The organism is Peterkaempfera podocarpi (assembly GCF_042466665.1).
GTDB lineage: Bacteria > Actinomycetota > Actinomycetes > Streptomycetales > Streptomycetaceae > Peterkaempfera > Peterkaempfera podocarpi.
This window is the reverse complement of sequence record NZ_CP162102.1, coordinates 5,725,035-5,743,716: the sequence shown is the minus strand read 5'-3', so window position 1 is coordinate 5,743,716 and position 18,682 is coordinate 5,725,035. Positions and strand designations below refer to the sequence as shown.

General features: G+C 72.0%; 13 protein-coding genes and 1 pseudogene. 6 read left to right on the top strand and 8 right to left on the bottom strand.

Going from position 1 to position 18,682, the window contains the following annotated elements:
- Window positions 1–9 precede the first annotated feature (9 nt).
- Window positions 10–1,143: a PucR family transcriptional regulator gene (locus AB0761_RS25225; protein WP_377271436.1), complete on the top strand. Its 1,134-nt coding sequence runs from the start codon at window positions 10–12 to the stop codon at window positions 1,141–1,143.
- 4 nt (window positions 1,144–1,147) lie between these two features.
- Here AB0761_RS25225 and AB0761_RS25220 read toward each other — a convergent pair whose 3' ends face one another.
- The 3 genes from AB0761_RS25220 to AB0761_RS25210 all read right to left on the bottom strand — a co-directional run bounded on the left by AB0761_RS25220 (window position 1,148) and on the right by AB0761_RS25210 (window position 3,877).
- Entirely contained in the window at window positions 1,148–2,098 is a 951-nt protein-coding gene (locus AB0761_RS25220) for an alpha/beta hydrolase (RefSeq protein WP_377271435.1), read from the bottom strand.
- A 178-nt stretch (window positions 2,099–2,276) separates the two neighbouring features.
- Window positions 2,277–3,011 (bottom strand): polysaccharide deacetylase family protein, encoded by a 735-nt coding sequence (locus AB0761_RS25215; protein ID WP_377271434.1) that lies wholly within the window; start codon window positions 3,009–3,011, stop codon window positions 2,277–2,279.
- 233 nt (window positions 3,012–3,244) lie between these two features.
- The gene (locus tag AB0761_RS25210; RefSeq protein WP_377271433.1) at window positions 3,245–3,877 is read right to left on the bottom strand and encodes a DsbA family protein; all 633 of its coding nucleotides are present in this window, start codon (window positions 3,875–3,877) and stop codon (window positions 3,245–3,247) included.
- A 161-nt stretch (window positions 3,878–4,038) separates the two neighbouring features.
- Between AB0761_RS25210 and pepN (AB0761_RS25205) the strand changes: the two genes are divergently transcribed.
- Window positions 4,039–6,645, top strand: coding sequence for an aminopeptidase N (pepN, locus tag AB0761_RS25205; RefSeq protein WP_377271432.1), 2,607 nt, complete (start codon window positions 4,039–4,041; stop codon window positions 6,643–6,645).
- Between the two features lie 488 nt (window positions 6,646–7,133).
- Window positions 7,134–9,722: an aminopeptidase N gene (gene pepN / locus AB0761_RS25200; protein WP_377271431.1), complete on the top strand. Its 2,589-nt coding sequence runs from the start codon at window positions 7,134–7,136 to the stop codon at window positions 9,720–9,722.
- 177 nt (window positions 9,723–9,899) lie between these two features.
- On the opposite strand, the gene AB0761_RS25195 is transcribed toward pepN (AB0761_RS25200), so the two are convergent.
- The 5 genes and pseudogenes from AB0761_RS25195 to AB0761_RS25175 form a co-directional block, all read right to left on the bottom strand.
- Window positions 9,900–11,474, bottom strand: coding sequence for an endo-1,4-beta-xylanase (locus AB0761_RS25195; protein ID WP_377271430.1), 1,575 nt, complete (start codon window positions 11,472–11,474; stop codon window positions 9,900–9,902).
- A gap of 209 nt (window positions 11,475–11,683) precedes the next feature.
- The gene (locus AB0761_RS25190; protein ID WP_377271429.1) at window positions 11,684–12,409 is read right to left on the bottom strand and encodes a cupin; all 726 of its coding nucleotides are present in this window, start codon (window positions 12,407–12,409) and stop codon (window positions 11,684–11,686) included.
- A complete protein-coding gene (locus tag AB0761_RS25185; RefSeq protein ID WP_377271428.1) occupies window positions 12,406–13,119 on the bottom strand; it encodes a hypothetical protein in 714 nt (237 codons plus the stop codon). The genes AB0761_RS25190 and AB0761_RS25185 overlap by 4 nt, the downstream gene beginning before the upstream one ends.
- A 142-nt stretch (window positions 13,120–13,261) precedes the next feature.
- Window positions 13,262–14,005 (bottom strand): annotated as a pseudogene (locus AB0761_RS25180) (glycoside hydrolase family 43 protein); the annotation flags it as partial.
- Window positions 14,006–14,267: 262 nt separating this feature from the next.
- The gene (locus AB0761_RS25175; RefSeq protein WP_377271427.1) at window positions 14,268–15,326 is read right to left on the bottom strand and encodes a LacI family DNA-binding transcriptional regulator; all 1,059 of its coding nucleotides are present in this window, start codon (window positions 15,324–15,326) and stop codon (window positions 14,268–14,270) included.
- Window positions 15,327–15,537: 211 nt separating this feature from the next.
- On the opposite strand from AB0761_RS25175, the gene AB0761_RS25170 reads away from it, so the two are divergent.
- The 3 genes from AB0761_RS25170 to AB0761_RS25160 are packed head-to-tail and all read left to right on the top strand — an operon-like array spanning window position 15,538 to window position 18,639.
- Complete coding sequence (locus AB0761_RS25170; protein WP_377274313.1) at window positions 15,538–16,788, top strand: extracellular solute-binding protein; 1,251 nt, start codon at window positions 15,538–15,540, stop codon at window positions 16,786–16,788.
- 2 nt (window positions 16,789–16,790) lie between these two features.
- On the top strand, window positions 16,791–17,720 hold the full coding sequence (locus AB0761_RS25165) for a carbohydrate ABC transporter permease (protein WP_377271426.1): 930 nt from the start codon (window positions 16,791–16,793) through the stop codon (window positions 17,718–17,720).
- Between the two features lie 4 nt (window positions 17,721–17,724).
- Window positions 17,725–18,639, top strand: coding sequence for a carbohydrate ABC transporter permease (locus AB0761_RS25160; protein WP_377271425.1), 915 nt, complete (start codon window positions 17,725–17,727; stop codon window positions 18,637–18,639).
- Window positions 18,640–18,682: the final 43 nt, after the last annotated feature.

Here is an 18,682-nt window from a genome sequence, read left to right as displayed (position 1 = left end):
CTGCGGACTGTGAAGGGGTTGCTGCTGCGCCTGTCGGCGCTCGACCCGGACGCGGCCACCGCGGTACGGGTGATCGCCCATTTCGAGGCGCTGCTGGGTGTCGCCGTCGATGCGGCGGCGCTGGTGCGGTCCACCGCGGGCCTCGCCGAGTGCCCCGCAGGGCTGGAACTGGCGGACGGCCGCACGATGCGGTTCGGCCCGGACGGCATGGCGCTTCCGGGCGCTCCGGGCGAGACGTCCGGGGCGGTGGCGCTGGGTCCGGCGGGCCGGGTCTGGCTGGAACGCCGAGGCGGTCCGGGCCCGTTGGACGAGCTGGTGCTGGAGTGGATGGCCATCGCCGCCCGGGTACTGGACGGTGTGCCGCGGCAGGCCGGCGCTCCGCATGTGGCCGATCCGGCCCTGGTGGAGCTGGTGCTCTCGGAGCGGGAGGCGGTCGAGGACCGGGCCCGTGCGCTGCGGCTGCTGGGCATGGCTCCGGATGTGCCGCTGCGGGTGGCGGCCGCGGCCGGCGGCGACGGCGACCCCGGGGTGCAGGCCGTCGCGGTCCTGGGGCGCAGTGCGCTGCAGGGGACGGTGCGGGTCGCGGGACTGGGGCCGCTGGGGGTGGCGCTGATTCAGCGTCGGGAGGGTACGGCCTCGCCGGGGGCGGAACTGCTCGCTGTGGTGTGCGGGGACGGCGCGTCCCCCGGGGGCGCCCGCGAGGCGGTGCGGGGGGTGCGGGTCGGTGTCGGTGCCGCGGTGCCCCCGCTGGAGGCTGCGGCCTCCTGGACGCAGGCCCGCTCGGCGCTGCGGTTCGCGGTGGCCGGCGACCCGGTGGAGGCGGTGGTGGACCACGACGGGCTGGGCCCGGTGGCGCTGCTGGCCGACATCCCGGTGGAGCGGCTGCGTGCCCAGCCCGATGTGCGGGCGCTGGAGGAGCTGGCCGGCCGGGAGGCGGGCGAGCTGAACATCGCGGCGCTGGCGGCGTTCTGCCGTACGGGGTCGCTGCGCCAGGCCGCCGCCGGGCTCCATCTGCACCACAGCTCGGTCGCGGCCCGGCTGGCCCATGTGGAGGACGCCATGGGGTGGCGGCTGCGCGATCCACAGGACCGTTTCCGCGCCCAACTGGCGCTGTACGCACGGCGGTTGGCAGACGCCGACTGAGCGCTCACCGCGCCATCGCCCTGCGGAGCACACCGATCGCCTCGGTGGTCGCGCGCTGCACCACCGCGGCATAGGGCACCATCGCCGCACCGTGGAAGGTCCCGGGGAAGAGATGCAGCTCCGCGGTGACCCCGGCGGCCAGCAGCGCCCTGGCGTAGTCGAGGGCCTCGTCGCGCAGCGGGTCGGCGTGCATCACCGCGACATAGGCCGGCGGCAGTCCGACCAGGTCCGCGGTGGCTGCCCTGGCGGGGGCGGCGTACACCGGGACGCCGTCGGAACCGGGGACACCGGGGCCCAGGTAGGCCTCCCAGCTGATGAGGGCGCTGCGCCGGTTCCACACGGGGGTGTCGGTGTAGCGCAGTGCGCTCGGGGTGGCCAGCCGGTCGTCGATGGCCGGGCTGTGCAGGTGCTGGAAGCAGACGGCGGGGCCGCCCCGGTCACGGCTGAGCATGGCGAGCGCGGTGGCCAGGCAGGCTCCCGCGCTGTCGCCCCACAGCGCGATCCGGTCGGGCCGGATGTCCAGCTCCGCTGCCCTGGCGGCCAGTGCGCACAGCCCGGCGTAGCAGTCCTCCAGTGCGGCCGGGTAGGGGTGCTCGGGGGCCAGCCGGTAGTCGACCGAGACCACCAGGGCGCGCAGTTCGCGGCAGAACCGCAGGTTGGACTCATGGTCGACCTCGGGGGTGCCGAGGACGAACCCGCCGCCGTGGATGGCGTAGAGCACGGGCAGCGGCCCGGGGACGCCCTGCGGGCGGTAGGTCCGCAGCAGGACGTCCGGCGCACCGTCCGGACCCGGCACCAGGAGGTCGTCCAGATCCACCCCGGTGCGGTCGGTCCGCTCGGTGGTGCCGGCCAGTTCGGCGGCCTGCGCGGCGCGAGCCGCGGTCAGGTCGGAGAGGTCGACGTCCGGCGCCAGCGCGAGGGCGGCCGCGAGCTCCGGGTCGTAGGTGTGGCTCATGTCCGTCCTCCTGCCCGGGTCAGCGGTGGCGGTGCAGCGGGGGGAGGGCCGGGGAGGCCGGCGGCAGCGCCGCGGTACGACTGCGGCGGGCTGTTGTACGGATGCTCACGGCGACTGTCGCTGCGGCTCTCACGGCGGGCTCCTGCGGGTGGGGGGAGGAGGCGGTGCGGGTGGCGGCTCAGGCGCGGCGGGCGGGCTGGTCGAAGTGCCAGCCCCCGGCCCGGAGTTCGGGAATGATCCGGTCGACCGCGGCCACCGTCTGGCTGCGGTCCCCGCCACCGTCGTGCAGCAGCACCACGGCGCCGGGGGTGACGCCCTCCTTCACCCGGCGGACCAGCTCGTCGGTGCCCGGCGGGTCCCAGTCGCCCACCGCCAGCCGCCAGCCCAGCGGCTGCATCCCCAGCGAGGCGGCGACCTCGGGGGTCCGCCCCCAGCTGCCGAACGGGGCGCGGAACCAGTGGACGGGCACACCGGGGACGACCTGTGCGATGGCGTTGTTGGTCTGCTGGAGGTCGGCGCGGATCCGCTCCGGCTCCCAGTCGGACATGTCGTCGTGGTGCATGGAGTGGCCGGCCAGCTCATGGCCGTCACGCACGATCTCCCGGACCACCTCGGGGTGGGCCTCGACATGGTCGCCCCAGAGGCAGAAGACCGCCCTGACCTGGTGCTTGCGCAGCACCGCCAGCAGTTCGCGGGTGTCGCGCGGGTCGGGCCCGTCGTCGAAGGTGAGCGCCACGCTCCGGCCGCCGTTCGCGGTGGAGTCGACGGCGGTCGCGGTGGCGGGGGACGTCGGGGCCGGGCCCAGCACCGTCGTGGCCTCGGCGGCGGCTGCGGCCGGCAGCGCGCCGTGCGGCACGGTGCCGCGAATCCCGGTCGGGTACCCGGCCGGGCGGCCGCTGGCATGGATGGTCACTGCATACCCCTCGTCGGCGCGGTCGGCGCGCTGCGGTGCACTGTGGTGCGGTGTGATGGCAGAACCCTGTCATGGGACGTCCGTGCAGGTCATCAGACGGGCGTCGGGGATCGGGGCGGCGCGGTCCGACCCTTGCACAGCAAGCGGCCCCGCACCACCTGCGAGGGACACTGTCGGTCATTGACCAGCAGCGTCCTGCGAAGGGGGGCGGGGCCGCGGGCGCTCGGGCGGTCTCAGTCGAAGACCGGGCCCTGGGTGCGGGTGCGCTTGATCTCGTAGAAGCCGGGGGTGCCGGCGACCAGCAGGGTGCCGTCCCACAGCCGCCCGGCGGCGTCGCCGCGCGGGATGGGGGTGACCACCGGGCCGAAGAAGGCGACCTGCTCGCCGTCGGCACCGGGCACCGCGATCACCGGGGTGCCGACGTCCTCGCCCACCAGGGTGATGCCCTCCTTGTGGGAGGCGCGCAGGGCGTCGTCGTACTCGTCGGTGTCGGCGGCGTCGGCCAGCTCGCGGGGCAGGCCGGCCTCCTCCAGCGCGTCCTCGATGGTGGCGCGGTCCCGCGGCAGGCCCTGATTGTGGAAGCGGGTGCCGAGCGCGGTGTAGAGCGGGCCGAGCACGTCGTCGCCGTGCTGGGCCGCGGCTGCGATGCACACCCGCACCGGGCCCCAGGCCTGCTCCAGGAACTCCCGGTACTGCTCGGGCAGGTCCTCGCGGCCCTGGTTGAGCACGGCCAGGCTCATCACATGCCAGCGGGTGCGCACCGGGCGGATCTGCTCGACCTCCAGCATCCAGCGGGACGTCATCCAGGCCCAGGGGCACAGCGGGTCGAACCAGAAATCGGCGGTCTTGGTCTCTTCTGCGGTCACGGTCCCCATCCTTCTGCACGGTTCTCCGTGGACGGCCAACACGCCATGGATGCCGGCCATTCCCGGGCAGCGGTCGAGGGCCGAAGACGCGTGAAAGGATGCGGAGGGCTCACCCGCCACCCCTATCCATACCGCCACAAGCCGGACAAAGGAGTACCGCAGTGCCGGGACGCAACCTGACCCGCGACGAGGCCCGCGAACGGGCCCGCATCCTGACGGTGGACGCCTACGACGTCGACCTCGACCTGCGCTCGGCCCGGGAGCCGGTCGGCGGTGGCGGGCAGACGGGCACGTTCCGCTCCCGGACGACGGTCAGATTCCGCTGCACCGAGCCGGGCGCGGCCACCTTCCTGGACCTGCTGGCCCCGGCCGTGCACTCGGTGCTGCTCAACGGGCGCAAGCTGGACCCCGCCGAGGTCTTCGACGGGGCCCGGGTGTCGGTGCAGGGCCTGGCGGAGCAGAACGAGCTGGTGGTGGACGCCGAGTGCGCCTACAGCCGCAGCGGCGAGGGGCTGCACCGCTTCACCGACCCGGTGGACGGCGAGACCTACCTCTACACCCAGTACGAACCCGCCGACGCCCGGCGGGTGTTCGCCACCTTCGAGCAGCCGGACCTGAAGGCGCCCTTCACCTTCACCGTCACCGCGCCCGCGCACTGGGAGGTCCTCTCCAACACGGCGGCCCAGGGCGACCCGGAGGACGCCGGGGACGGTCTGCGCACCTGGCGGTTCCCGGCCACGCAGCCCATCTCCACCTACATCACCGCCGTGGTCGCCGGCCCGTACCACGTGGAGCGCGACCACTACCGCCGTGAACTCCCCGACGGCTCCGTCCTGGAGATCCCGCTGGGCGCACTCTGCCGCCGCTCGCTGGCCGAGTACTTCGACGCCGACGAGATCTTCACCGTCACCAAGCAGGGCCTGGACTTCTTCCACGACGAGTTCGACTACCCCTACCCGTTCGGCAAGTACGACCAGGCGTTCGTGCCCGAGTACAACATCGGCGCCATGGAGAACCCCGGCTGTGTCACCTTCCGCGAGGAGTACGTCTTCCGCTCCCGGGTGACCGAGGCCTCCTACGAGAGCCGGGCCACCGTGATCCTGCACGAGATGGCCCACATGTGGTTCGGCGACCTGGTCACCATGCAGTGGTGGGACGACCTGTGGCTCAAGGAGTCCTTCGCCGACTTCATGGGCACCTTCGCCCTGGACGAGGCGACCCGCCACCGGGCCGGCTGGACCACCTTCGCCAACCGGCGCAAGGCCTGGGCCTACCGGCAGGACCAGCTGCCCACCACCCACCCGGTCACCGCGGACATCCGCGACCTCGAGGACGCCAAGCTCAACTTCGACGGCATCACCTACGCCAAGGGCGCGGCGGTGCTCAAGCAGCTGGTGGCCTACGCCGGGCGGGACGCCTTCTTCGAGGGCGCCCGCCGGTACTTCCGGCGCCACGCCTACGGCAACACGGTGCTGGGCGACCTGCTGGAGGTGCTCGCCGAGACCTCCGGACGCGGCTCCGAGGCCATGGCCGAGTGGTCCAGGGCCTGGCTGCAGACCGCGGGCGTCAACACACTCACCCCGCAGCTCACGCTGGACGGCCAGGGCCGCATCGCCGAGCTCGCGGTCCTCCAGCAGGCCACCGAGGACCACCCCGAGCTGCGCCCGCACCGGATCGCTGTCGGCCTCTACGGCCGTGACGCGGCCGGGGCCCTGGTCCGCACCGCCCGCGCCGAGCTGGATGTGACCGGCGGGCGGACGGTGGTCGCCGAGCTGGCCGGGCAGCCGCGGCCCGAGCTGGTGCTGCTCAACGACGACGACCTGACGTACTGCAAGGTGCGCTTCGACGAGGACTCGCTGGCCACCCTGCGGGACGGGCTGGGCGACATCACCGAGCCGCTGGCCCGGGCCCTGGCCTGGTCCGCCGTCTGGAACATGACCCGGGACGGCGCGCTGCCCGCCCGCGACTATCTGCGTCTGGTGCTGCGCTTCGCCGGCCAGGAGTCCGACATCGGCGTCCTGCAGTCGCTGCACCAGCAGGCCAGGTCGGCCCTGGACCACTACACCGCCGAGGCCCACCGCGAGGAGGCCGGGCGGCTGCTCGCCGAGGGCGCCCTGCGGGAGCTGCGCGCCGCCCCGGCCGGCAGCGACCACCAGCTGGCCTGGGCCCGCTTCCTGGCCCAGACCGCCGTCGCGCCGGAGCAGCTGCAGCTGGTGCGCGGCCTGCTGGACGGCACCGAGACGGTCGAGGGCCTGGAGGTCGACCAGGAGCTGCGCTGGGCCCTGTGGCAGTCGCTGGCCGCCGCCGGCGAGGCGGACGAGGCCGACCTCGCAGCCGAGCTGCGGCGCGACGACACCGCCAGCGGCCGCCGTCTGCAGCTGCACGCCCTGGCCTCCCGCCCCACGGCGGAGGCCAAGGCGGCGGCCTGGCACGCGGTCATGGACGCCGACGACCTGCCCAACGCACTGATCGAGGCGCAGATCTCCGGCTTCCAGCAGGCCGGCACCCGCGAGCTGACGGCCCCCTACACAGAGCGCTACTTCGCCCTGCTGGAGGACGTGTGGGAGAGCCGCACCATCGAGACCGCCATGCGGATCGTGAGCGGCTTCTTCCCCCGGCTGCTGGCCGGACCCGCGACGCTGGCCGACACCGACGCCTGGCTGGCCGGGCATCCGGACGCCGCTCCGGCGCTGCGCAGGCTGGTCCTGGAGTCCCGTGACGACCTGGCCCGCGCGATGCGCGCCCAGGAGTGCGACGCCGCGGCGTAGCCGGGGCGGCAGTTACGGCGCCGGCGGAGCCCACGACCACCGGGTCGTGGGCTCCGCCGGTGCGGGTGGCACGGGCCCGAGCACGGGGAGACGGTGCTCGGGTCGGATCCGGAGGTCCGGCCCGCCGGCAGGGGCCCCAGGCGGTCGCCACTGCCGGGCTGAGGCCCGGGTGGGCACTGCCGGCCCGGGTCGGCGACGACCCGCACCCGTCCGGCGGGTGCCCGCCCGGCACACGGCGGCGCGGGCCCGGTGGCCCGCTGCCTCGTCGCGCGGCAGGTCTGACACTGCGGCGGTGCGGGTGAACGCGGGCGCCGTGGCGGCCGTCTGACGGACCTCCTGCGGTGCACCGCCCACTCGCGGCCGGGCGGGGCCCAGCCGCGGGGTACGGCGTTCGCGGGCAGCGCAGCCGCCCCGGGGGATATGGCGCGGCGAGGGGGCATGCGGCGTGGCAGGATTCCCCGGGAACGACGACGAAGGAGTCATTCGACGTGCCTGGCACCAACCTGACCCGTGAGGAGGCCCGCACCCGGGCCCAGCTCCTCCATGTGGACGCCTACGACATCGAGCTCGACCTGGGTTCGGCCCGCGAGGGAGGGACGTACCGGTCGACCACCGTGGTGCGCTTCACCTCCCGAGAGCCGGGGGCGGCAAGCTTTATCGACCTGGTGGCCCCGGCCGTCCACGAGGTGGTGCTCAACGGCACCGCGCTCGACCCGGCCGAGGTCTTCGCCGACAGCCGGATCGCGCTGCCCTCGCTGGCCGCGGAGAACGAACTGCGGGTGGTCGCGGACTGCGCGTACACCAACACCGGTGAGGGCCTGCACCGCTTTGTGGACCCGGTGGACGGCGAGACCTACCTCTACACCCAGTTCGAGGTGCCGGACGCCCGCCGGGTCTTCGCCTCCTTCGAGCAGCCCGACCTCAAGGCGCAGTTCCGCTTCACGGTCACCGCCCCGGCCGGCTGGGCGGTCGTCTCCAACTCCCCGACGCCGGAGCCCACTCCGGGCACCGCCGAGGGCACCCAGGTGTGGGCGTTCGAGCCCACCCCGCGGGTCTCCTCGTACATCACCGCGCTGATCGCCGGCCCCTATGTCGGGGTCTTCGACTCCTACGAGTCCGGCGACCAGACGGTGCCGCTGGGTGTCTACTGCCGCCCGTCGCTGCGGGAGTTCCTGGACGCGGAGCAGATCTTCGAGGTCACCCGGCAGGGCTTCGACTACTTCCAGGAGAAGTTCGACCACCCTTACCCGTTCGCCAAGTACGACCAACTCTTCGTCCCGGAGTTCAACGCCGGTGCGATGGAGAACGCGGGCGCCGTCACCATCCGCGACCAGTACGTCTTCCGGTCCAAGGTGACCGATGCGGCGTACGAGGGCCGGGCGGAGACGATCCTGCACGAGCTGGCCCACATGTGGTTCGGCGACCTGGTCACCATGGAGTGGTGGAACGACCTGTGGCTCAATGAGTCCTTCGCCACCTTCACCTCCATCATCTGCCAGGCCGAGGCCCCCGGCAGCCGCTGGCCGCAGGCCTGGACCACCTTCGCCAACTCCATGAAGACCTGGGCGTACCGGCAGGACCAGCTGCCGTCCACCCACCCGATCATGGCGGAGATCAACGACCTGGAGGACGTCCAGGTCAACTTTGACGGCATCACCTACGCCAAGGGCGCCTCGGTGCTCAAGCAGCTGGTGGCCTATGTCGGCAAGGACGAGTTCTTCCGCGGGGTGCAGACCTACTTCAAGCGCCACGCCTGGGGCAACACCCGCCTGGTGGACCTGCTGGGCGCGCTGGAGGAGACCTCCGGCCGCGACCTCAAGGCCTGGTCCACGGCCTGGCTGGAGACGGCCGGCATCAACATCCTGCGCCCGGAGATCACCCTCGCCGAGGACGGCACCATCGCCTCCTTCGCGGTGCTGCAGGAGGCCCCGGCACTGCCTGCCGGCGCCAAGGGCGAGGCCGTGCTGCGCCCGCACCGCATCGCCGTCGGCGCCTATGAGCTGCAGGACGGCCGGCTGGTCCGCACCGACCGGATCGAGCTGGACGTGGACGGCGCCCGCACCGAGGTCCCGCAGCTGGCCGGGCGGGCCCGCCCCGCCGTGGTGCTGCTCAACGACGACGACCTCAGCTACGCCAAGGTGCGGCTGGACGCGGAGTCGCTGGCCGTGGTCGCCGAGCACCTGGGCGACTTCGCCGACTCGCTGCCGCGCGCCCTGTGCTGGGCCTCCGCCTGGGACATGACCCGCGACGGCGAGATGGCCACCCGCGACTATCTCTCGCTGGTCCTCTCCGGCCTCGGCCGGGAGTCCGACATCGGCGTGGTGCAGACCGTGCAGCGGCAGCTCAAGCTGGCGCTGGACCTCTACGCCGACCCGGAGTGGCGCGAGGAGGGCCTGGACCGCTGGGCCGCGGCCTGCGAGGAGCAGCTGCGGGCGGCGGAGCCCGGTGGCGACCACCAGCTCGCCTGGGCGCGGGCGCTGGCCGCGGTGGCCCGCTCCGAGGAGCACCTGGGGCTGCTCTCCGGGCTGCTGGACGGTTCGCAGTCGGTGGCCGGCCTGGCCGTGGACACCGAGCTGCGCTGGGCGCTGCTGCAGCGGCTGGTGGCCGCGGGTGCCGCCGACGACAAGGCGGTGGACGCGGAGCTGGAGCGCGACCGGACCGCCGCCGGTGAGCGCTATGCCGCCACCTGCCGGGCCTCCCGGCCGACGGCCGGGGCGAAGGCCGAGGCCTGGGCCTCGGTGGTGGAGGCGAACACCCTGCCCAACGCGGTGCAGGAGGCGGTGATCGGCGGCTTTGTGCAGACCGACCAGCGGGAGCTGCTGAAGCCGTACACGGCGAAGTACTTCGCCGCGGTGAAGGGGATCTTCCAGACCCGTTCGCACGAGATCGCCCAGCAGATCGTCGTGGGCCTCTACCCGACGCTCCAGGTGGAGCAGGCCACGCTGGACGCCACCGATGCCTGGCTGGAGTCGGCCGAGCCGGCCCCGGCCCTGCGCCGGATGGTCGTCGAGTCGCGGGCGGGCGTGGAGCGGGCCCTGCGGGCGCAGGCTGCCGACCGGGCCGCGAGCGGGCACTGACCGCCCGCGGCTGAGCGGGGGGAGCGCGGTGTGCCCGCGCTCCCCCCGCTGCCTTGCGCACGGCGCCCGCCGGAGCGCGAGGAGGGCCCGGACGGCGTGCCGTCCGGGCCCTCCCGTCGGACCGGTGCCGGTGGCGGTGCGGCCCGGCTGGGCCGCACCGCCGGGCGCGGGATCCGATCAGCTCAGGGTGACCGTGGGGATCGGGTTGGAACCGCTCCAGGTGCCGTTGAAGCCGAAGGAGACGGAGCCGCCGGACGGCACCGAACCGTTGTAGGACAGGTTGCTGCAGCTGACCGCGGAGCCGCTCTGGGTGCAGGTGGCGTTCCAGGCGGGCGGGCTGATCGCCTGGCCGGCGCCGAAGGTCCAGTTGGCCTTCCAGCCGTTCAGGGACGATCCGGCGGCGCAGCTGATGGTGATGTTGGCGGTGAAGCCCACGTTCCAGGAGTTGGTCACGGAGTAGGCCGCGGAGCAGCCGCTGCCGGTGCCCCCGGTGGTGGTGCCACCCGTGGTGGTGCCAGCCGTGGTGCCCGCCGTGGTCCCGGAGGTCGTGCCCGCCGTGGTGCCGCCGGTGGTGGTGCCGGCCGTGGTGCCCGCGGTCGTCCCGGAGGTCGTGCCCGCCGTGGTCCCGCCGGTCGTGGTACCGGCCGTGGTACCCGCCGTGGTCCCGCCGGTGGTGGTGCTGCCGCCGCCGAGCGCGTTCTGCACCGCGGTGTAGGCCGGCTTGGGGTTGTAGCTGGCGTCGTACAGCGTGGCCGCGCCCTGGCCGGAGAAGGTGCTGGGCACCCAGGAGTGGCCGTCGTCGAGGTCCCAGGCGGTGACGCCGACGCAGCGGGTGATCGCCAGGCAGGTGTTGACCACGTTGGCGTAGTCGGTGGCCTGCTGGTTGAGGTTGGCGGTGGTCGCCGGGGTGGGCATCCGCACATCGAGCTCGGTGATGGCCACGTCCACGCCGAGGTCGGCGAACCGCTGCATGTTGGCCTTCAGCGACGACGGCACCTGGCCGACGATGAAGTGGCTCTCGAAGCCCACGCCGTCGATCGGCGCTCCCTGCGCCTTCAGCGACTTCACCAGGTTGTACATGGCATCGCTCTTTGAGCCGGTGCCCTCGATGTTGTAGTCGTTGACGTACAGCTTGGCCGCGGGGTCGGCAGCGCGTGCGGTCTTCAGCGCGTCGGCGATGTAGGCGACGCCCCCGCCCATGGCGTTGTAGAAGACGTCCGTCCGGTAGTTGCCGCTGTCGTCGAAGGGCTCGTTGACGACGTCCCAGGCGTAGATCTTGCCCTTGTAGTGGGTGACCTCGTTGGTGATGTGGTTCTCCATGGCCGCCTGCACCTGGTTGGTGGGCAGGCTGGTCACCCAGCCGGGCAGCTGGGAGTGCCAGACCAGGTTGTGGCCGCGGACCTTGTCGCTGTTGGCCTGCGCGAAGGAGACGATGGCGTCGCCGCCGGAGTAGTTGAACGAGCCCTTGGAGGACTCGATGGTGTCCCACTTCATCTCGTTCTCGGGGGTCACCGTGTTGAACTGCGTCGCGGCGATGCTCTTGTAGGTGGCGTCGCTGCTGAGTGTCCCGTTGGCGAGGGCGACGCCCATGTAGATGCCCTTGGCCGCGGCCAGGTCGCGCAGCGGGGTGCCGGCTGCCTGGGCGACCGAGGAGGTGACGCCGGAGACAGCGAGCGCGGCGGCGGCGCCGGCCGCCAGGACAGCGGCACTTCGCCTCCATCCGGCGGTGTCACGGCTGAGCAGGTGGCGCATGGTGGGTGGTTCCCTTCCGTTGTGGACCCCGCCGCACGGCGGGGCCCTGGTTCCGGGGTGGCGAAACGCAGAACGGTGGTGCGACCGCCGGCCGGGGCCGGCGGGGCCAGAGGTGCCCGCGGGCCTGCTCGGCACGGGCATGACACAAGGGAGGGCAGGATGCCGGCGGTGCGGCTTTGGAAGCGGGTCGGGCCCGCACCGCCGGCGGTTCAGGGGGTGGAACTGAGGTCGTAGCTGTCCAGCAGTCCGCACATGCCGTAGTGGCGCTCCGCGTCCGGCGGAGCCTGGCGGACCTGGACTGCGGCCTCCAGCAGATGGCCGATCCGGCCGTCACGCAGGTCGGCGAGATGGTCGCCGGTCTGCAGGGCGGCGGCCTTGGGGCCGTGCCGCCAGGTGCTCTGCCACTCCTCCAGCCGGTCGGCGCAGAGCGCCACCGCCCGCCGGTAGAAGTCGGACAGTGCTTCGGTGTCCCCGGCTGCGACCTGGTGGACCAGCCGGCGGAATCCCCGTACGGCCAGGTCCCGGCGGTGCCTGGCGGCTCCGGCACCCGCAGGGGGTGCGGCGGCCGCGGCGTAGGCGCTCGGGTCCTGGAGGATCTCCTCGGGGAAGGTGAGGACCGCGTCTCCGGCCTCGGCCAGGCCGCAGTTCTGCATCACCACGGCGGCGCGCAGCGCGCCCGAGGTGGAGACGGCCCGGTGGATGGTGCCCGGTGCGAACCAGGCCACGGTGCCGGGGCGTAACGCGGTGATCTGCAGCCCCTGGGCGGTGAGGGTGTGCAGCTCCCCCTCCCCCTCGACGACCAGGTAGGCCTCGGTGGATGCCAGATGGACATGGGGCGAGCCGCCGCGGCGGCCGTCCTCGGCGGGCCAGTCGTAGACCTGGAGCCGGGAGACGGCGGTTCCGCCGGGGAAGCCCGGCTGGGGCTCGGTGCTCATTCCTGGTCCGCCCTCTCCCCCTCGGTGTAACGAAACCAGTCGAAGTCCGCGCCCGGCGACTCGGTGTCCCCCGGGCCGGTGGCGTACATGCCCACATAGGCACCGGTGAAGCCGCCGGCCAGCCGGCTGCTGAGGACCCGGCCGTCGACGGTGGCGAGCTTGTCCCAACGGCCGGGGCGCTGGGAGCAGAGCAGGGTGTAGTCCTGCCCCTCGGCCCGTACCCCGAGGCGCACCGGGCCGGGTTCCAGCGGCAGCTGGGCGCGCATGGTCTCCACACCGCCGCTGCGGACGGTGACCCGGGCCGCCTTGGAGCCGGACTCGGCATCGACGCTGAGCCGGATGTGGAAGTCGTGGTTCTGCACCAGGGCGAGTCCGGCGGACTCCGCCAGCGCCGCGGGTTCAAAGTCCAGCTCGGTCTCCGCGGTGAAGTCGATGTGCTGCTGGCGGCGGCCCACAAAGGCCGGGGTGGCCTGCTCGGCGAGGGTCTGCGGGAGCAGCCTCAGCCGCAGCCGGCCGGGGCGCTCGGTGAGCGAGTACACCTCGGTGCGGGGGGTGCGCAGCAGATTCCACTCGGGGCGCAGCTCGGGTGCGTCGAAGTGGTCCAGCGGGTCGGGCGTGGGCCAGGGGTGCGGCGCCAGTGCGACCTCGGTGCGCTCCTCCAGCCGGCCGCTGCCGGGGCTGAACACCGGCCAGCCGTCCTCCCACTCCACCCGGGCCAGGAAGGTCTCCCGGCCGAGGTTGGCGTAGCCCCGGGCGCCGGGGGCGGCTCCGTAGAGGCGGGAGGCCAGCAGCAGTGTACCAGTCGCCGGCCGGGGTCTGCACCAGATCGGCGTGGCCGACGCCGCTGACGTGGTGGCTGCGGCCCAGGTGGCGGTGGGTGAGCACCGGATTGCGGGGGTTGTTCTGGTACGGCCCGGTGAGCCGGCGGCTGCGGGCCGTGGTGACGGCGTGGTTCTGCTCGGTGCCGCCCTCGGCGATGACCAGGTGGTAGTAGCCGTCGTGCCGGTAGAGATGCGGTCCCTCGGCCCAGACGGCGCCGATCAGGGCGCCCCGGAAGAGCACGTGCTCGGGGCCGGTGAGGCGGCCCGCGGTGAGATCCAGAGCCCGCATCCAGATCTCGGTGTGGCCGGCCTCGTCGATCTGCCGGGTCCCCAGCAGATGGGCGGAGCCGTCCTCGTCGAAGAAGAGCGAGGGGTCGAAGCCCGGGGCGTCGTCCAGCCAGACCGGGTCGGACCAGCGCCCGGCCGGGTCCTCCGCGGTGAGCAGGAAGGTGCCGGACCGCTCCTTGCCGTCCACCAGGGTGCACACCAGGTGGAAGCGCCCGTCGTGGTGGGCGAGCGCCGGGGCGTAGAGCCCTCCGGAGGGGCGGACGCCGTCCAGTGCCAGCTGCTCCGGGCGATCCACGGCATGGCCGATGGGCCGCCAGTGGACCAGGTCGCGGCTGTGGTGCAGGGGCAGGCCGGGGAAGTACTCGAAGGACGAGTTGGCCAGGTAGTAGTCGTCGCCGACCCGGCAGACCGCCGGGTCCGGGTGGAAGCCCGGCAGCACGGGGTTGGCGGCCGGGGTGGTGCGCTTCGGTGACTGGGGTCGGTACATGGCGGGCGCGGGACCCGTCCCGTACGGCTCCGAGGGGCATCGGTCCGGTGCGGGCGCAGGGAGGCCGCTCGCCTCCCTTCGCGCGTCGGGCGAATGCGGGGGCCGGGCCACTCCTGCCCGGGATACCAGGACAGGAGAAGAACCTGATCGAGGATCGAAACTTTCGATCAACTTTCCGATCTGCTTCGGAGACGTTACGACTCCGTCTCCGGAGCCGTCAATACGTCTGTCCGAACCCGCGCCCCGCGCCCGCCCCGCCTCCTCAGCGGGAGGGCGGCGCCGTACTGCTGCGGACCACCAGACTGGTGGCCAGCTCGACCCTGGTGGCCGCCGGCCGGCGGTCGCGGCCCAGGTCGAGCACCAGCCTCGCGGCGGCCTCGGCCATCTCGGTCAGCGGCTGCCGCACGGTGGTCAGCGGCGGGCCGACCCAGCGGGCCAGCGGCAGGTCGTCGAAGCCCACCACGCTGAGGTCCTCGGGGATGCGCAGCCCCAGCTCCCGGGCGGCCTCGTAGACACCCAGGGCCTGGAGGTCGTTGCCGGTGAAGATCGCGGTCGGGCGGTCGGGCAGCCGCAGCAGCTCCAGGCCGATCGCATAGCCGGACTCATGGTGGAAGTTGCCCCGCTTGATGAGCTCCGGGTCGACCGTGAGACCCGCGGTCTCCAGCGCCGCCCGGTAGCCGTCGATCCGGGCCCGGCTGCACATCATGCTGGCCGGTCCCCCTATCACACCGATCCGGCGGTGCCCCAGCTCCACCAGGTGGCGGGTGGCGGCGAGGCCGCCCTGCCAGTTGGTGGCACCGATCGAGGGGACCACGCCGCCGGGGTCGCCGGCCGGGTCCATCACTACAAAGGGGATGTCACGACTCGTCAGCTGGGCGCGCTGGGCGGCGTCCAGGTCCGAGAGCACCAGGATCACACCGGCGGGCCGGCGGGCGAGCACCCCGTCCACCCAGGTCTGGCCCGGCGAAAGCCGTCCGGCACTTTCGGAGAGCACCAGGCTGAGACCCTCGTCACGCGCGACGTTCTCCACGCCGCGGATGACCTCCATCGCCCACGCGCTCTCCAGCTCGTGGAAGACCAGGTCCAGCAACTGGGACTGCTGCATGCCGCCGCGGCGCCGGCGGTAGCCGTGGCGGCGCAGCAGCTCCTCCACCCGGCTGCGGGTGGCGGGGGCGACATCGGCACGCCCATTGAGCACTTTCGAAACTGTCGGAGCCGAGACGCCCGCGGCGCGAGCGATCTCGGCCAGCGTCGCGCCGCCCTCCGGCGTTGCACCGGACGACGGCTCCTCCTGGCGAGACTGGACCTCTGCGGGACTCATGGCAGGGATGGTAGCCGTCCGCGCGTCCAGCTCAAGACCCCTTGCGCCAGCATCCCCGTTTCAGCACCCCCCTTGACTCGCCCGAAACTCACCCGTACGGTTCCGGCAACATTCGTTGTACTCGCCGAAACATTCGACAGAGTCGCAAGTCATGGGGTCGGGCATGCTCAAGGGTACCCGTACGGGCAGATGGACCGCGGTCGCAGCCGCGATGGGAATGGCAGCAGTTCTCGCTGGTTGCGGCTCCGGCAGCGGCGGCAGCGGGGGCGACGGCGGAACCATCACCGCCTATGTGTACGGTGACGACGCGGTCAAGGTGCAGCAGGCTGCTGTCGACACCTTCAACAAGACCTCGAAGGTCAAGGTCAAGCTGGTCAAGATTCCCGGCACCGACTATGTCAACAAGCTCCGTTCCGCCATGGGCTCGCCGAACGCCCCCGATGTGTTCTTCAACTGGGGCGGCGGCTCCATCAAGCCCTATGTCGATGCCAACCAGCTTGTCGACCTGACCTCGACCATCCAGAGCGACGCCACGCTCAAGGACGGCTTCCTGCCCTCCATCATGACGGCCGGCAGCATCGACGGGAAGCTCTACGGCGTGCCGATGCGCGGCATGCAGCCCGTGATGCTCTTCTTCAACAAGGCCCTTTTCGCCAAGTACAACCTCCAGGCCCCCAAGACCTGGGAGGACCTCCAGAAGGACATCACCACCTTCAAGGCGAACGGTGTCACCCCCTTCGCGCTCGGTGCCGCGGACAAGTGGCCTGAGCTGATGTGGCTGGAGTACCTGCTGGACCGGATCGGCGGCCCCGAGGTCTTCAAGAAGATCCAGAGCGGCGACTCCTCCGCGTGGGGCGACCCGGCGGTGCTGAAGACCGCCCAGACCGTCAAGCAGCTGGTCGACGAGGGTGCCTTCGGCAAGAACTTCAACGCGGTCGACTACGGCAACGGCGGAGCCCCCACCCTGCTCAACAAGGGCAAGGCCGCCATGCACCTGATGGGTTCGTGGGAGTACTCGACCCAGCTGGGCAAGGCCCCCGACTTCGCCAAGAAGGACCTGGGCTGGACCGCCTTCCCGACCGTGGCCGGCGGCACCGGTGACGCGGCCGACGTGGTGGGCAACCCCACCAACTACTGGTCCATCAACGCCCGGACCAAGCACAAGGACACCGCCATCGCCTTCCTGAAGGCCATGGCCTCCACGGACTACACCAAGGCGCTCACCGCCAACGGCGACATCCCCACCACCTCCAACGCCAGTGCGACGCTGGACTCCTCCCCCAACCCGGAGTTCGCGCACTACCAGTACGACCTCGTGCAGAAGGCCCCGAGCTTCACGCTCTCCTGGGACCAGGCACTGGAGGCCCAGTACGCCACCCCGCTGCTCACCGAGATCAGCAAGCTGTTCTCCGGGTCCTCCACCCCGCAGCAGTTCGTCGATGCAATGAAGGCCGTCAAGTAACGATGTCTAACGCAACTCCGCTCGGCAAGAAGCGGGGAGGCGGCGCGGCGGCCGGCAGCAATGTCGGCCGCCCGCACGTCAGCTGGGCTCTGCCCGGCCTCCTCTTCTTCGCCGTCTTCGCCATCGTCCCGCTGGCGCTGGCCGTCTATCTGTCCTTCTGCAAGTGGGACGGCCTCACCTCACCGACCCTGACCGGCCTGGACAACTGGACCCGGCTCTTCAAGGACTCCGAGTTCTGGCAGGCGACCCGGCTGAGCCTGCTGATGACCGTCATCAGCTGGTGCTTCCAGACGCCGGTGTCCCTGCTGCTCGGTGTCTGGTCGGCGGGACGGCAGCGCAGCCGGGCGGTGCTGTCGGCGATCTTCTTCATCCCGCTGCTGCTCTCCACCGCGGCCATCGCCCTGCTCTTCCACGCCCTGATGGACCCCAACTTCGGTCTGGCCGCGAAGGTCCTGCCCTGGTTCGGGCTGGACCCCAGCGTGCTGGGCACCTCCACGGGCGCGATCCTCACGGTGGCGTTCGTCGGCGGCTGGCAGTTCATGCCCTTCCACACGCTGATCTACCAGGGCGGCGCCCGGCAGATCCCGGAGGTCCTCTACCAGGCCGCATCCATCGACGGCGCGGGCATGGTGCGGCAGTTCTTCAACATCACGCTCCCGCAGCTGCGCAACACCATCACCACCTCCACAGTGCTGATCGTCGTGGGTTCGCTGACCTACTTCGACACCGTGCTGATCATGACCAAGGGCGGTCCGGGCACGGACACCACGATCCTGCCCTACCTGATGTACCGGACCGGTTTCCAGAGCTACGACCTCGGCTATGCGGCCACCCTCTCCACCGCGCTGGTGGTGGTGGCCACCGCTCTGTCGCTGCTGATGGTCCGGTTCAGCGGCTTCGGCAAGATGCGCTCCACCCGGGAAGGTATGTGACGAGATGTCCACCGACACCCGCCCCGCGGCACCGCCCGTGACCCCCGTCCGGCCCAGCCCCGGCCCCAGCCCCTCCACCGAGTCCGCCCCCCGCCGCCGCCGGCTGCGCCTGGGCAACCCGCTGGCCGGGCTGGGTTCGCTGGTATGGCTGGTCATCGTGATCGTGCCGATCTACACCATGCTCTCCGCGTCCCTGATGCACCAGGACCAGGCGCTGGACGGCAACCCGCTGGCCTTCCCGACCCACCCCACGCTCGACAACTACCACACGGTCCTCGACAACGGGTTCTTCTCGATGCTCGGCAACACCGTGATCGTTGCGGTGGCGACCGTGGCCATCGTGCTGGCGCTCTCGATCCCGCTCTCCTATGTCGCGATCCGCACCCGCAGCAGGCTGTCGTCGGTGGTGTTCCGCACCTTCCTGCTCGGCGTGGCGATCCCCGCGCAGGCAGTGATCGTGCCGCTCTATCTGATGATCGGCAAGATGGGTCTGTACGACACCCTGCCGGCCGTCATCCTGCCCACCGCCGCCTTTGCGATGCCGGTGGCGGTCCTGGTTCTCACCGGCACCATGCGTGATGTCTCCGAGGAGCTCTACGAGGCGATGTCGCTGGACGGCGCATCCCCGCTGCGGATGCTGCTGCAGCTGACGGTGCCGCTCTCCAAGGCGGGCATCAGCACGGTGACGATCTTCTCGGCGCTGCAGGCCTGGAACGGCTTCCTCTTCCCGCTGATCTTCACCCAGTCGGAGGAGAAGCATGTGCTGACCCTCGGACTGTTCAACTTCCAGAGCCAGTTCGGTGTCAACATCCCCGCCATGCTGGCGGCGATCGTCCTCTCCGTGGTGCCCATCTTCGCGGTGTACCTGGTCGCCCGCCGTGCCCTGATCAACGGCCTGATGGGAGTGGGCGGCAAGTAGCCCGCTCCCGCCGTCCAGCACCACGACTCACGAGAGGAAGACC